Annotated in this window: 15 protein-coding genes and 1 pseudogene; 2 read left to right on the top strand and 14 right to left on the bottom strand. The window is 39.7% G+C overall.

Annotated features, from left to right (window positions below; genetic code table 11):
- Nucleotides 1-12: 12 nt before the first annotated feature.
- From FTV12_RS11950 to ureE, 4 genes are all read right to left on the bottom strand, one after another.
- Nucleotides 13-579, bottom strand: coding sequence for a HupE/UreJ family protein (locus FTV12_RS11950; RefSeq protein ID WP_180012334.1), 567 nt, complete (start codon nucleotides 577-579; stop codon nucleotides 13-15).
- A 13-nt stretch (nucleotides 580-592) separates the two neighbouring features.
- Nucleotides 593-1,207 (bottom strand): urease accessory protein UreG, encoded by a 615-nt coding sequence (gene ureG / locus FTV12_RS11945; protein WP_004785864.1) that lies wholly within the window; start codon nucleotides 1,205-1,207, stop codon nucleotides 593-595.
- A gap of 81 nt (nucleotides 1,208-1,288) precedes the next feature.
- Entirely contained in the window at nucleotides 1,289-1,954 is a 666-nt protein-coding gene (locus FTV12_RS11940; protein ID WP_180012336.1) for an urease accessory protein UreF, read from the bottom strand.
- Nucleotides 1,941-2,423, bottom strand: coding sequence for an urease accessory protein UreE (gene ureE, locus FTV12_RS11935; protein WP_180012338.1), 483 nt, complete (start codon nucleotides 2,421-2,423; stop codon nucleotides 1,941-1,943). The genes FTV12_RS11940 and ureE overlap by 14 nt, the downstream gene beginning before the upstream one ends.
- 249 nt (nucleotides 2,424-2,672) lie before the next feature.
- Here ureE and FTV12_RS11930 point away from each other — a divergent pair, with 249 nt between their 5' ends.
- Nucleotides 2,673-3,377 (top strand): phospholipase D family protein, encoded by a 705-nt coding sequence (locus tag FTV12_RS11930; protein WP_004785869.1) that lies wholly within the window; start codon nucleotides 2,673-2,675, stop codon nucleotides 3,375-3,377.
- A gap of 61 nt (nucleotides 3,378-3,438) precedes the next feature.
- Here FTV12_RS11930 and urtE read toward each other — a convergent pair whose 3' ends face one another.
- From urtE to FTV12_RS11900, 6 genes and pseudogenes are all read right to left on the bottom strand, one after another.
- A complete protein-coding gene (urtE, locus tag FTV12_RS11925; RefSeq protein WP_180034114.1) occupies nucleotides 3,439-4,137 on the bottom strand; it encodes an urea ABC transporter ATP-binding subunit UrtE in 699 nt (232 codons plus the stop codon).
- An 11-nt stretch (nucleotides 4,138-4,148) separates the two neighbouring features.
- Nucleotides 4,149-4,973 (bottom strand): annotated as a pseudogene (urtD, locus tag FTV12_RS11920) (urea ABC transporter ATP-binding protein UrtD).
- Nucleotides 4,970-6,043, bottom strand: coding sequence for an urea ABC transporter permease subunit UrtC (gene urtC / locus FTV12_RS11915; protein ID WP_034705328.1), 1,074 nt, complete (start codon nucleotides 6,041-6,043; stop codon nucleotides 4,970-4,972). The pseudogene urtD and the gene urtC overlap by 4 nt, the downstream one beginning before the upstream one ends.
- A 4-nt stretch (nucleotides 6,044-6,047) precedes the next feature.
- A complete protein-coding gene (urtB, locus tag FTV12_RS11910) occupies nucleotides 6,048-7,685 on the bottom strand; it encodes an urea ABC transporter permease subunit UrtB (RefSeq protein ID WP_005235555.1) in 1,638 nt (545 codons plus the stop codon).
- Between the two features lie 94 nt (nucleotides 7,686-7,779).
- A complete protein-coding gene (gene urtA, locus FTV12_RS11905) occupies nucleotides 7,780-9,066 on the bottom strand; it encodes an urea ABC transporter substrate-binding protein (protein ID WP_159123013.1) in 1,287 nt (428 codons plus the stop codon).
- 317 nt (nucleotides 9,067-9,383) lie between these two features.
- Nucleotides 9,384-10,151 (bottom strand): alpha/beta fold hydrolase, encoded by a 768-nt coding sequence (locus FTV12_RS11900; RefSeq protein WP_180012343.1) that lies wholly within the window; start codon nucleotides 10,149-10,151, stop codon nucleotides 9,384-9,386.
- A 681-nt stretch (nucleotides 10,152-10,832) separates the two neighbouring features.
- Here FTV12_RS11900 and FTV12_RS11895 point away from each other — a divergent pair.
- Nucleotides 10,833-11,114 carry a damage-inducible protein J gene (locus FTV12_RS11895; protein WP_180012504.1) on the top strand — a complete coding sequence of 94 codons (282 nt, stop codon included), beginning with the start codon at nucleotides 10,833-10,835 and terminating at the stop codon, nucleotides 11,112-11,114.
- A 34-nt stretch (nucleotides 11,115-11,148) separates the two neighbouring features.
- On the opposite strand, the gene FTV12_RS11890 is transcribed toward FTV12_RS11895, so the two are convergent.
- The 4 genes from FTV12_RS11890 to FTV12_RS11875 form a co-directional block, all read right to left on the bottom strand.
- Nucleotides 11,149-11,517, bottom strand: a complete 369-nt coding sequence (locus tag FTV12_RS11890) for a hypothetical protein (RefSeq protein WP_180012506.1) — start codon at nucleotides 11,515-11,517, stop codon at nucleotides 11,149-11,151.
- 15 nt (nucleotides 11,518-11,532) lie between these two features.
- Entirely contained in the window at nucleotides 11,533-11,898 is a 366-nt protein-coding gene (locus FTV12_RS11885; RefSeq protein WP_180034113.1) for a hypothetical protein, read from the bottom strand.
- Between the two features lie 131 nt (nucleotides 11,899-12,029).
- Nucleotides 12,030-12,632, bottom strand: a complete 603-nt coding sequence (locus FTV12_RS11880) for a nitroreductase family protein (protein ID WP_034706681.1) — start codon at nucleotides 12,630-12,632, stop codon at nucleotides 12,030-12,032.
- A gap of 419 nt (nucleotides 12,633-13,051) precedes the next feature.
- Nucleotides 13,052-13,543 (bottom strand): hypothetical protein, encoded by a 492-nt coding sequence (locus FTV12_RS11875; RefSeq protein WP_005235543.1) that lies wholly within the window; start codon nucleotides 13,541-13,543, stop codon nucleotides 13,052-13,054.
- Between the last annotated feature and the right edge of the window lie 457 nt (nucleotides 13,544-14,000).

Below are 14,000 nucleotides of genomic sequence, written 5' to 3'. Positions count from 1 at the left end.
ATTAACGAAGCATTAAGCCAAGCCAATGACAGCAACAACTGCAGCTAAACCACCAACGATCTGCTTGCCATAAGGCACATATTTTTTCACGAATGCACCCAGAGCCAAGCCTGCACCATAAATCAAAGCCATTGCTGAAACCATGCCAACAATTAATAGCGATACATGACCACCTTGACCCAATTCACTTCCATGCGCTACGCCGTGGAAGCTGGCCAATAAGATTGCAGCGACAGGCAAAACCTTATTCGATTTAGTCCACAGCGCAACAGCTAAAATGACCAGTGAAGCGATGATGCCTGACTCAGCCATTGAAGTTGAAAGCAGACCTTCGCTACCGAGCACAAAGCCTGCAACCATCGCTACTGCAAGACCGATGAGACCCGTGATTTTCCAGCGCTGATTTGTAGTCCACATCAATACACCAAAAGCAATTGCCATCATCAGGTGATCTAAACCGGTAAAAGGATGGACAAAGCCAGACCAGAATCCATTGTGATGGTCATGTCCCGCGTGAGCCATTGCCAACATAGGTAAAGCAGCAATACCTGCGACCAGTAACTGTTTGAATAGACGCATGATGAATTTCCCCTTAAGACTTAAATAAACCTTGTTTTTCGATAAAGCTGATAATCTCGTTCAAGCCATCTTGTGTTTTCATATTAGAAAATAAAAATGGTTTATCGCCACGCATCCGCTTCGCGTCCTGATCCATCACCTCCAGGCTGGCACCGACCATTGGCGCCAAATCTGTTTTATTGATAATCAGCAAATCCGACTTGGTAATTCCAGGACCACCTTTACGTGGAATCTTCTCGCCACCGGCAACATCGATCACATAGAGAGTTAGATCGGACAATTCGGGACTAAAGGTTGCCGCAAGGTTATCGCCACCACTTTCAATAATGATCAGCTCTAGTCCATCAAACTTTTCACACAAATCATCAATCGCAGCCAGGTTAATGGACGCATCTTCACGAATCGCAGTATGTGGACAACCACCTGTTTCTACACCGACAATGCGGTCTGGCGACATCGCTTCATGACGGGTTAAAAAGTTCGAGTCTTCTTTAGTGTAGATGTCATTGGTCACCACTGCCATATTGTATTTTTCACGCAGTGCAAGACATAAATTCAGGGTTAAAGCGGTTTTACCTGATCCAACCGGACCACCAATTCCAACGCGTAATGGACTACGTTCTGACATGTTGATTTCCTTTATTACATTTTCTATGCACCAGTTTTAATGATGCTTTTCAATTTTTTTACTGCTAATCTAATCTGAAAATTAAGACCGAAATAAGCGTGAATACTGGGTTTCGTGCGACATGCTTAACATGGCATATTGCGGTAATGCGCTGCTGATTTCATGATCGTCCAAAGCTAATGCAACCTGTACAGCTTCAGGAATTTCCTGATGTAATTGCCAGATAATCCGCTGCCCGCTCATTTGCCCGAGTGGAATGGTTTTTACTGCTGCCAGCACCTGATTTTCCAAAACTGTAAAGCTATAAGCAGTTAAGACATCGGCAAGATCTAAGCCTAGCTCACCACATAAATGTGCATACACCGGCACAAACCCTAATTGCTTTTTTACGCTCGGCGGCTGCTTTAACACATCTCTAATCCATGCATTCAAGGAAAATGCCAACTGCTGTGATTCAGCCAGTAATTCTTTGGATTCTCGGCTCGCGCGGTATAGCTCTGCCCAATACTGAAACTGTTCAGGATCATTAAAAGACTCCACCAGACGCTTGAGTACGGGAAGCTCAAAACGCACCAGCAGCATTTCCAATACTTCTTGGAAATAGCTCACACAAGAGGCTTCATCATGCACCATGCCTTTTTCAATCGCGCTTTCCACCCCTTGTGAATAACAGTACGCTCCAATCGGCAACGCCGTTGAAGATAGAGTCAGCAAGCTGAGCAGCTGAGACGCATTAGTGATGGACATGATGTAACGCCTTGATTGGGCTTAAACGGTGGTCATGCTGATGCTGTGCATAAGCCCCACTTTCAGGTTCAAATGGGTGCATGACTTCATTAACTTCAAGACCTAAACCTTGCACCATTTCAGCCAGTACATGATCTGGTTCAAAGTACAATGCAGTAGGTGTGAGCATTAGAGGAACATGACGATTCCCCAGATGATAGGCTGCTTTCAATAAGTCAAAGCTATTGTCCGTAGTCACCTGAATCAATTTTTCAGGCTTCGCATCGACCCGAAGAATGTCACCCTGTTCAGTTGCTATAAAAGAACCACTACGCAAGATTCCAGTACGTGGTAAATCTGCACCAATATCGACACCATTTTTTAAAGTTGCACGAAAACGGCTCTTTTGTCGTGTATCGAATGTGAGTTCAAGAGACTCAAAATCACTTTCTGGTGCAATGTTTTCCAAACGTTGCGTATAAATTTTCATAACTACCCTACTGATGCTGATAAATCCTGTATTTGTTCCAAATTGAAACCAAATAATTTTTAGCATTTAAAATTTGCATCAAAATAAAGCAGTTATCGTGCCAACTTGGTTTGTTAAAAGATCTAAAATTGAATGAAAGATAAAATCTCAATTTTTTTTGTTGAGCTAATCCGTAAGTTAAATTATTTTCTTGATTCAAAAATTTAAGCTAATATCTCTACAATTATTAAATAAGAATATGAGAGATAAATGGCAAAATTCTTAAATACAAGCGGCACAAATTTCTTTTTAGAAGAACTCATTAAAAATGCCAAAGAACGTCTAATTTTAATTAGCCCATATTTGCGTCTCAATGATCGTATTAAAGAGCTATTGGAAGACAAAGATCGGCTAAAAATTGATATCCGTATTGTTTACGGTAAAAGTGATCTGCATCCTGATGAAATTAAATGGATGCAAAAACTGGATTATGTGCGTCTAAGTTTTTGTAAAAATCTACATGCAAAATGCTATTTGAATGAATCAGAGTGCATCATTTCAAGCTTGAATCTCTATGAATTTAGCCAAGTGAATAACAATGAAATGGGGATTCTAATCCGCAAGTACGAAGATAATGATGTATTTAAAGAAGCTTATGAAGAAGCACAACGGATTATTCGAATTAGTGATGAAGTCCGTATTACTTTAGATGAGGTAAAAGCAGAGACCATCCCAACTGAAGAGAATAAATCAGAAGAAAATACAGCGTTCACGAAGCTGACCACAGCGAAGCTTGCAGCAAAACTAGGCTTAAAAACAGCAGACACTTTTGAGAAATTGATTGCCAAAGGTTATCTAACACTCAATGAAAATGGAAAGCATTTTTTAACAGATGAAGGTAAATCTGCAGGTGGAGAATTCCGAACTGGACAATATGGCATGTATTTTTTATGGAGTGAGAATACAGAGATTTAATTATATTTATAAATCCCTCCAAACCTCCCTTTGTAAAAGGGAGGCTTTAAAAGCAGTATGACTAAATTGCCACCAGATCCCGAATCCCTTTTTCTGGCATTTCACTTCCAATACCTTGAGCAATCACTTGCCCACGTGCCATGACGGTATAACCATCTGCCAGTTCTTCAGCAAAGTCATAGAACTGTTCTACCAGAACAATTGCCATTTCACCGCCATCAGCCAACTTACGAATTACCCGACCAATATCTTTAATGATAGATGGCTGAATCCCCTCAGTCGGTTCATCCAAAATGAGCACACGCGGTTCAGATGCCAATGCGCGAGCAATCGCCAGTTGTTGTTGCTGGCCACCGGATAAGTCACCGCCGCGTCGATACTTCATTTCTTCTAATACCGGAAAAATCTCATAAAGATGTTCCGGAACTTTACGGGTTTTGGCTCCTTTAAATTTCGCCATGCCAATCAAAATATTTTCTTCTACTGTTAGGGTTGAAAAGATATCTCGTCCTTGTGGCACATAAGCCAAACCTGCCCGTACCCGCTGTTCAGGACTCAGTTTGGCAATATCTTTGCCATCTAAAAGGATCTGACCTGATTTGATGGGCAAAATTCCCATCAGACATTTCAGTAATGTCGTTTTACCAACACCGTTACGACCCAAAACCACTGAGCACTCACCGACAGGCGCATTGAAAGACACATCAGGTAAAATGTGACTACCGCCATAAAACTGATTTACATCTTTAACATCTAGCATCAGTCAGCCCCTTAACGTCCAAGATATTTTTCAATGACCTCTTCATTGGCCTGTACTTCTGCCAATGTGCCTTCGGCTAAAATCGCCCCTTGTGCCAGCACCGTGACTTTTTCACTAATAGTATCGATGAAGCTCATATCGTGTTCGACCACCACCAGCGTATGATTTTTTTCAGCTCCAGACAAAGTTCAGCAGTCCGTTCGGTTTCGGCATCGGTCATCCCTGCCACTGGCTCATCCAGTAAAATGAGTTTTGGACGTTGCATCAGCAGCATACCAATTTCCAGCCATTGCTTCTGACCGTGCGATAAAAGCCCTGCAGGTTTGTGAATAAATTCCTGCAAGCGGATTTGCTGTAACGATTCATCCAAGGCATTTTGTGCATCCGGATCGAGCTTGCTGAAAAAGCTTTTTTTAACACGTTTATCTTTAGGTGCAGCCAAGAGCAGATTTTCCATCACGGTGAAATTTTCAAACACCGTTGGTTTCTGGAATTTACGCCCGATGCCAGCTTCTGCAATTTCTTCAGTACTCATTTTCGCCAGATTATAGGTTTGGCCAAAAAATGCAGAACCTTCAGTAGGACGGGTTTTCCCGGTAATGACATCCATCAACGTGGTTTTACCCGCGCCGTTTGGCCCAATGATGCAGCGCAATTCACCTTCTTCGATCTTCGATATACAGCGATAAATCATTTAAGGCACGGAAAGCATCAAACCAGACACTGACTTTTTCCAGATAAAGTGCGATCCCATGGCTAAAATCTGGCCCTTGCTCTTTTGGTCGGCCATAGCCTTCAGAAGCATGGCCGCCATGAGGTTGTAAAATTTCACTCATTCGCTACGCTCCTTTTTAAAACGGTCAAATAATCCAATCACGCCTTTAGGCAGGAAGATGGTGACCACAATAAATAATGCCCCCAGAATTAATAACCAGGCTTCTGGATAAGCGACAGTAAAGTAAGTTTTAACTGCATTAATTAAGCCTGCACCCAGGATCGGACCGATCAAGGTACCGCGACCGCCAGCCGCTACCCAGACTGCCATTTCAATCGAGTTCACCGGATTCATTTCGCTCGGATTAATAATCCCGGCTTGTGGTACATACAGTGCACCAGCGATACCTGCAATCACAGCAGATAATACCCAGGCTGAAAGCTTGTACCATAAGGTGCGGTAACCAAGATATTGCAGACGATTTTCACTATCACGAATCGCGCCAAGCACACGACCATAAGGTTTATTCATTAAATGGCGTAGACCAACAAAGCACAGCAATAACACCAGAGCCGTGATAAAACATAGGCTGGCACGCATTGGTGCTGATGTGATGTCCATGCCTAAAATGGTTTTGAAACCGGTAAAACCGTTATTCCCGCCAAAGCCTGTTTCATTGCGGAAGAATAAAAGTGCTGCCGCAAAAGTCATCGCCTGAGTAATAATCGAGAAGTAAACGCCTTTGATTTTTGAGCGGAAAGCAAAGAAGCCGAAAATAAAGGCAATTAGTCCTGGTACCAAGACCACAAGTATCATGGCCCACCAGAAATGATTAGTCCCCACCCAAAACCAGGGTAATTCAGTCCAGCTCAGAAAACGCATAAAGTCAGGCAAGCCATCACCTGCTGATTGACGCATCAGGTACATCCCGAATGCATAACCACCCAAGGCAAAGTACAGGCCATGACCTAAACTTAAAATACCGGCATAGCCCCAGACCAGATCAAGTGCTAAAGCCACCAACGCCAGGCACATGATCTTTCCGATCAAAGTTACCCAGTAAGCAGACAGATGCAGGCTCGAATCTGCTGGCAATAAATGCAGCCATGGCAATGCCAATAAAATAACAAAACAGATCGCAATTGCGAGTGCGCTATAAGGTTTATCTGAAAGTAATGATGTGATTTTCATAGGCTTACTCCACAAAGCGTCCTTTAATGGCAAACAAACCTTGTGGGCGTTTCTGAATAAACAAAATCACAAGAACCAAGAGAATAATTTTCGCCAATACTGCACCCATACCAATTTCCAGTACGGTTCCACTGACACCTAGTCCCAAAGCGGCAAGAACTGCACCCCATACTTGACCAACACCACCGACAACAACCACAAGGAAAGCATCGATAATGTAGTTCTGGCCCAAATCTGGTCCAACATTACCCACTTGCGCCAAGGCACAGCCGGCAAGACCGGCAAGACCTGAACCCAGACCAAATGCCATCATGTCAATCCGGCTGGATCGGATACCGACAGCACGAGCCATTTGACGGTTTTGCGTTACGGCACGGACAAATAAACCAAAACGGGTTTTATTCAGTAGATAAACAAGTAGCAGCAAGACAGCTACAGTAAAGACAATAATTGCAATACGGTTATAAGGCAGCATCAGGCTTGGAGTAATCGAGATCCCGCCTGAAAGCCATGAAATGTTAGAAACTTCGACATTTTGTGCCCCAAAGATCATCCGCACCACTTGCATCAGGATCAGGCTCACCCCAAAGGTTGCCAATAAGGTTTCCAGTTGACGGCCATATAAAGGACGAATCACGGTACGTTCGATCAGCATGCCAATCGCTGCACTGACAATAAATGCCGCAGGAATCGCTGCGATCAGATACCAATCTACCAAACCACTAAAATGCGATTTAAAGAAACTTTGCACTACATAAGTGGTATACGCCCCGATCATGATCAGCTCGCCATGCGCCATATTAATGACACCAAGCAAGCCATATGTAATGGCTAATCCTAAAGCCGCAAGCAATAAAATACTGGCAGTACTTAAACCGGAAAATACATGTCCAGCCCATTCACTGGCCTGAATTCGGGTTTTGATACTACTTCTGGCATCGACCAGCGCTGCTTTTAAATCAGGATGCAGATTTGGCTGAGCCAGTTCATTTTGAACCAGTGCAAGAACGTCTGGTCTGTTGGAATCTTTTAAAACTTTTGCCGCTTCTATTTTGGTCAGGACATTTTCAGATTGATAATCCAGACGTGCTTTTAACTGGGCAAAACGTGATTTAACCGTATTGTTTTTTTCATTTAAATACATCTGATTGATGGCTTTAGCATCAAGTTCGGACAAGTTATTTTCCAGAATATCAATCGCCTCAAGTCGCTGAGAGGCTTCTTCTGAATTTAATTTCTTTTTTGCTAAACCAAAGGTCAGTGCTTTATTTAAGGTATTTACCAGCGTAATTTGCGATAAATCAGATGGCCAGGTTTCCACGGTTTTTCCGTCAGGATAGCTAACCAGTTTGTCTTCTGCTTCCAGAATATAAGTATTGCCTGAACTGTCAGTATAAAGCTGATCTTTTTCAACAAACTCTGCCAGCTGATCAAGTTGTTCAACACTGGCAGGCCACTGGTTTAATAAAGCACGACGAGTGGCAAAGTCCCCACGAACAAACTGCTGAATAGCATCAAGTGACTGTTGAGATGATTGCGATACGGTTGTTTCGCTAGATTGAGTTTCCGCATGCACCATATTGAGACACAAACACTGACTCAAAATTAAAAAAATGGCCGCGAGATTTAGGCGAGTGGACATGAGTGCCCTCCCTATTTATATATTTAACGCTGTCCCGTCCGGGAGATGAAAAACCAGAAAGGCCTACTGCCGGAGCAGCAGGCTTTGGAGGAAATTATTTAGGAATGTATGGGCTCCATGGCTCAGCAGCGATGGTTTTCGGAGTCTTATAAACCACGTCAAACTGACCATCACCACGGATCTGACCAATCATCACTGGTTTATGTAAATGATGGTTGTTAGCATCCATTTGTAACTGATAGCCAGATGGTGCATCAAAGGTCTGACCTGCCATCGCTTCACGAACTTTATCCACCTCAGTAGAACCGGCTTTTTCTACCGCCTGTTTCCACATATTGATACCCACATAAGTCGCTTCCATCGGGTCATTGGTCACAAACTTGTCTGCATTAGGCAATTTGTATTCCACGGCATACTGTTTCATCTTGCCGCTGAATTCAGTATTTTTCGGATTTTTCACGGACATGAAGTAGTTCCATGCCGCTAAATGGCCGACCAATGGCTTGGTATCAATACCACGAAGCTCTTCTTCACCTACAGAGAATGCCATAACTGGAATATCAGAAGCTTTAATGCCCTGGTTACCCAATTCACGATAGAACGGTACGTTTGAATCGCCGTTGATGGTTGAGATCACCGCAGTCTTTTTGCCTGCAGCAAATTTTTTCACATTGCCGACAATGGTTTGATAATTACTATGACCAAATGGTGTGTACTCTTCCATGATGTCAGCATCAGCAACGCCTTTAGATTTCAGGAAAGCACGAAGAATTTTGTTGGTGGTACGCGGATAAACATAGTCTGTACCTAGTAATACAAAGCGTTCTGCTTTACCGCCTTCTTCACTCATCAGATATTCAACAGCAGGAATCGCTTGCTGGTTAGGTGCAGCACCGGTATAGAAAATATTTTTAGACTGTTCCTGACCTTCGTATTGGACTGGATAGAACAATAAGCCGTTTAACTCTTCAACCACTGGCAATACCGATTTACGTGATACCGAAGTCCAGCAACCAAAGATGACCGCAACTTTATCCTGAGTGATGAGCTGACGTGCTTTTTCAGCAAATAGTGGCCAGTCAGATGCTGGATCAACGATAACCGGTTCAAGCTTTTTACCTAAGACCCCCCCATTGGCATTGATTTCATTAATCGCCATCAATGCTGTGTCTTTTAATGAAGTTTCAGAAATGGCCATCGTGCCAGATAAAGAATGTAAAATACCAACCTTAATCGTTTCCCCACTAGTTGCAGCTGCTTTCGGCTCAGAGGTAGCGGCCGTTTTATCTTCAGGCGACTTTGAACAACCTGTTAAAGTCAGTATTCCCAACATTGCAGCAACAATTAAATTTTTAGAAAACTTTTTTTGTTCGACTTTCATGTACTTCTCTCCAACCTTAGTTAGGCTTTTTTAGAAAATTTGAGAGAAGCTATTCAAATACTGTGCCACTTTTAATTTATAATTTTAACCCACTGAATTTCATTATGATTATCTATTTAAAATAAAAATAGAGATTAATTTTTGCACCAATAAATACATGTTGCCCTAAAATAGAAAATAAATTCTGAGGCGAAAAATCAATTAATTATCCTAAAAACACATCAAAATAGCGCAGCCTTTTAAATAAAAATATTAAAATGCTTACTAATGATGCATAAATAAAATGAGCAGAAAATACATCTGCTCATCAATATAATTTATTTTTCATCAATAAAATTTTGCATATGCTGCAAAACTTCCGCCGTCTTTTCACCATGTAGCCAGTGCCCTGCACTTTCAATCACTTCAACCTGTGCATGAGCAAACTGCTGATTGATGGCTTCAAAATGTTCAGGTGTAGAGATATACGATGAATTTCCACCTCTTAAGAATAATGCTGGAAGTTCATTTTTTTCTATCTTATTCCAAGCAGTAATATCTTCATAATGATCAAACAGTGCTTGCACATTAAACAACCACTGCTCTTTATTAAATGATTTTAAAAGAAACTGGATGACTATTTCCTCTTGAATATATTCACGCATAATTTTTGCTGCTTCATTTCGTGAAGCGACTTGCGCCTGTTGGACTGCAAACAAGGCTTTAAATATTTCAGAATGATGATTTTCTTGATATTGAATTGGCGTGATATCTAATACAACCAGTTTTTCAATCAGATCAGACGCCAGGTCTGCCAGCTTCATGGCAATTTTTCCGCCCATTGAATGCCCGACTGCAATAAATTTTTTAATATTTAAACTGGTTAAAGTTTCTAAAATATCTTCGGCCATGATTTGATAATTCACTTCATCAGAATGGCCAGATAAACCATGATTTCTGACATCAATTTGAATCGTAGTTGCCTGCTCTGAAAAATGTCGGGCTAACATACCTAAATTACTTAAACTACCAAATAAACCGTGAATAAATACCATTGGGGCTAAAGTTGATGTTTCATGGGTTTGTATTTGATAATTCAGGATCATTTGAGAATTCCGTGATTTCCTATGTTAGGTGTTAATAGTGGAGTTATATTGGAAGTTAATCAATTGCCAATGACATAATTTAAAATTTTGCTTAGGCTATTTTTATGGAAATAAAATATGCTTAGGCTAAATTGCAATATCTGCTCATAATTGAGTGTCACACTAGATCATTAATAAAAAAAATATTTTAAAATTTTTAGGAAATATACGAGTTTTAGAGGTTTATTTGGTATTAAGTTTTAATTATGGGATATGGATTTTGCGAGAATAAATATAAAGTAGAAAATTGCTTAGGCTATTTTAGCGTCCAATGATTTTACCGCCCTTCGTTTGAGTAAAAAAGAAACACATAAATATTTAATATTTCTTAATAAATCTCAAAAGTAGCTGATATATACCCGGTAAAATTTGTATATAAATATATTTTTATAAAGTTTGTTTAATGAGTAATTTAAAAAGCACTGAAATCCTTATGCTACGTATCAGAGTATTTATGCATTTTATAAGCAAGCTGAGAGTCGAAAAAACGAGCTAATTTTTTGGCCCTACCCTTTTGATTCATATACCTTCATTCAGGCCAACATCCCTAAATAAGATATGAATATTTAATTTCATTAGCTTCTATATGCTTCATATCTGATAGTTTAAAGTAGTGTATAAAATGTATTCTAAGGCTATCTTATGAACAATTTAGTTAAAAAAAGCATTGAATTCTTAGTGGAACAAGACGTTGTTGAATCAGCAGAATGTGTAATAGCAGAAGAGGGTTTAACTCCAGCAGAATTGATCACGATAGTTTATGGTGAAATTGTTCGAACAAGTCAAATACCTATTACTCCTCAAGTAGGAACTAAGGATTTCAATATAGCTCGATTAACAGCAGCGAGTTACTCTATTCCAACTGTCAAAGTTTCCATTCCAGAACAGAAGGATGCATTTTTAAATGATGATGGTGGCTATTAAAACTCAAGACAATGCTCTTGCTTTTATGGATTAATTACACTTCCCTACTCTTACAAAATACTGCGGTGGTCATACCTGAATTATTCATACTCTGTGCTTGTCGATCCAAAAAGTTTTTAGCAATCATAGCCATTGTGGGCGCCATATTGAGCTCTTGATTTTCTTCAGAGACTTTTTGAATCTCTTCATAAGCCGTTAAACGCTGGCAGAATGCCTGACGTTGACTTTGTGCATCAGCATTCTGATCTGGATCATCTAAAATATGTTTGGTTTCATTGACTATTTTTGTTTGCATAGCAATAAACTGATCATAATCCGCTTGTGAAAGCTTTTCGGCAAAAGCCATATTGTTCAATTGCATGCAAATAAAGAAAGTACATATTAAAGATGAGGATTTGATCATTTCGAAGGTCTTCTTTTAGTTTTCTTCTTTCCAGACATCTTCATAATCATCTGCATCAATCATGAAGCGGTAGCCCTGCTCTAAAGCCAGATAAGGTAAAACTTCAGGGGCGATATCCTGTAACTCACGCACACTCATGGTTTCAAAAGCATCTTCATTTGAAGCCAGTTCACCACCATAAATATACCAGCTAATATTTTCTTCTGTCTCAGGCTTTCTACGGATTCCGACAATTGGATCCTGCTTCAGGGTATGTACAGCCACTGCAACGACATCATCACCACTTACTTCTACATAAGCAGAACCGACCTCTTCACACAGCAATTTCTGCTCTGCAATCAGTTCCTGTAATGGTGATAATTTCTGCGTGTTTTTCGACATTCGGTTTGACTCATTAAATTCTTCAAATACCGCTTTAGTTTAGCCTAGTTTTAAAAAATCTAATGCGTATTTTTATAAATAACCTGGAGATCTGTCCTTAAAAATGATTAAAGACAGATCGGAAATTAAGCTTATTGGAAAACTTTGAAGCGTTGATCATCTTCCAGATAATCTTTCGCACGTGCTTCACCTTCAACTGAACCAAATACCAGTTGAGCACGAAGTTTCCAGTTTTCTGGAATATCCCACTCTGCATGAACCTGCTCATCTACTATCGGATTATAGTGTTGTAAAGATGCACCCAAGCCTTCAGTATGCAATGCTGTCCAGGTAGAGAACTGAGCAATAGCAGTTGAATGTTCTGCCCAGATTGGGAAATTCTCGGCATAAGATGGGAATTGCTCTTGCAAGCCTTTTACTACATTTTGATCTTCAAAGAATAAAACTGTACCCGTACCTGCAGCAAAGGTTGCCATTTTTGCAGTCGTTTTTGCAGCACTTTCTTCATCTTTGGCATAGCTTTTTAATTTATCAGCGACAAAGCCCCAGAATTTTTCATGTTCGCCATTGAATAAAATAACGGCGCGAGATGATTGCGAGTTAAAAGATGACGGACTTTGCTTAATCGCATTTTGAATCAAATCAGTTAAATATTCAGGAGACTGTTCTACATTTTTACCAATGGCATAAATAGTACGGCGTTTTGTAATTAAATCTAAAAACTGATTCGACATTCGGTTAAATCCTTGGATATATCTTCGGGAAAACTGGAACCTTCACTTATTTTTATGAAGGAATTCTAATGAATAAGAATTCTGTGATTCATTTACTCACAAGTACTGATAGCTTAAAAAAATATGACTGGAATAGCTATATTATTAAAGTAATATCTTTATATATTCTTTTGATAAAGAATAGTTTTTTAATTTATTTTTTATCAAACGATAAAATAAATGCCCTTTTCTGAGCCAATTTCTGTTTTAAAATAAGTCACCATGTTCAATGATGTAGCAGAAAGTTGTTTTGATGATAAATATAGAAATTTGCTTAGGCTATTTATTGTCATAAGGGAAATGTCAATCCTTAGAAATCGCTATAAAAAAATCATCCCCCAATTTGGAGGATGAAATTGAATGAATCAGCTTAAATTTTCTTAGAATTTAGCATTAAGCACTTGAGCAGAGACTTTATTTTTCCAAAGATCACGTAAGGTTGGTAAATAGAATTTTTCACCCAGTTCTACCAGTTCAGCATCAATCAAGCCATGCACATCATGCATAAATAGATAATCCAGATCCACACTAGAAAGCTTAAGATGTTTCTTCTGATATTCTCTGCGTTTTTGCTGCGCCTCTTTCACCAACTGATCTGCAAATGTCTTATCTTTATACTGGGTGATCGCATTTAAACGCAATTCAATAATGCCCCACCCTGTTAATAACATCTGAAATGTCTCAAAGTCCTGAGTGGTTGATTCCCAGGTCATTTCATCAAGATTTTCATTTTCCGGGAGAACAGGTAAAAGAAGTTCCATTACACTTGGAAAAATCTTTTTAAAATTCAGAATAAATTTAACAGGATGCTCACCTGGATAATCCTTGAATTGAACCTTTTTTTGAACATCTGTTAAATAAATATCAAGCATTAAATTTTCCTTAAACAACCTGCCATTTTATGGATGTTTATTCATATGCTATAGAAACTCATGCGGAATAAACGACAAAACAGCAGTAAAAACGAACTGCATTTTAGCAGCTATATACGCTTATTCAATGTTAATTCGGTATGAGAAGCCATGAGGATAGGCTTTAGCACTAAAAAAACTTCAATAGTTATCTCTAACCATCCTTCTAATACGATTTCACCCGTAATTTTAGATTCTTTCTTTTATTTGCTCATGAATCTATAAAATTAAGAACTTCTGATGAGGAGAATAAAAAAGCCCACTCATAGAGCAGGCTTAATAAATATTTATAATGTCCCGTCCTGAAATAAGTTTACACCTTAAGAGACTTATTTTATGGAACATGCACAAGAACAACGAGTTAAACGCACACAACGTGATTATAGCTTCGCCTTTAAAATGATGGTTGTACATGAAG

It is taken from the genome of Acinetobacter sp. YH12233, from assembly GCF_013417725.1.
Classification (GTDB): domain Bacteria; phylum Pseudomonadota; class Gammaproteobacteria; order Pseudomonadales; family Moraxellaceae; genus Acinetobacter.
The sequence above is the reverse complement of the archived record's forward strand: the minus strand, read 5'-3'. Positions and strand labels throughout refer to the sequence as shown.

Coding starts and splice junctions, on each gene's coding strand:
- FTV12_RS11930 (WP_004785869.1), top strand. CDS start 2,673: ATGGCAAAATTCTTAAATACAAGCGGCACAAATTTCTTTTTAGAAGAA.
- ureG (WP_004785864.1), bottom strand. CDS start 1,207: ATGTCAGAACGTAGTCCATTACGCGTTGGAATTGGTGGTCCGGTTGGA.
- urtA (WP_159123013.1), bottom strand. CDS start 9,066: ATGAAAGTCGAACAAAAAAAGTTTTCTAAAAATTTAATTGTTGCTGCA.
- FTV12_RS11890 (WP_180012506.1), bottom strand. CDS start 11,517: ATGATCAAATCCTCATCTTTAATATGTACTTTCTTTATTTGCATGCAA.
- FTV12_RS11900 (WP_180012343.1), bottom strand. CDS start 10,151: ATGATCCTGAATTATCAAATACAAACCCATGAAACATCAACTTTAGCC.
- FTV12_RS11885 (WP_180034113.1), bottom strand. CDS start 11,898: ATGTCGAAAAACACGCAGAAATTATCACCATTACAGGAACTGATTGCA.
- urtB (WP_005235555.1), bottom strand. CDS start 7,685: ATGTCCACTCGCCTAAATCTCGCGGCCATTTTTTTAATTTTGAGTCAG.
- ureE (WP_180012338.1), bottom strand. CDS start 2,423: ATGAAAATTTATACGCAACGTTTGGAAAACATTGCACCAGAAAGTGAT.
- FTV12_RS11895 (WP_180012504.1), top strand. CDS start 10,833: ATGAACAATTTAGTTAAAAAAAGCATTGAATTCTTAGTGGAACAAGAC.
- urtE (WP_180034114.1), bottom strand. CDS start 4,137: ATGCTAGATGTTAAAGATGTAAATCAGTTTTATGGCGGTAGTCACATT.
- FTV12_RS11875 (WP_005235543.1), bottom strand. CDS start 13,543: ATGCTTGATATTTATTTAACAGATGTTCAAAAAAAGGTTCAATTCAAG.
- FTV12_RS11950 (WP_180012334.1), bottom strand. CDS start 579: ATGCGTCTATTCAAACAGTTACTGGTCGCAGGTATTGCTGCTTTACCT.
- urtC (WP_034705328.1), bottom strand. CDS start 6,043: ATGAAAATCACATCATTACTTTCAGATAAACCTTATAGCGCACTCGCA.
- FTV12_RS11940 (WP_180012336.1), bottom strand. CDS start 1,954: ATGTCCATCACTAATGCGTCTCAGCTGCTCAGCTTGCTGACTCTATCT.
- FTV12_RS11880 (WP_034706681.1), bottom strand. CDS start 12,632: ATGTCGAATCAGTTTTTAGATTTAATTACAAAACGCCGTACTATTTAT.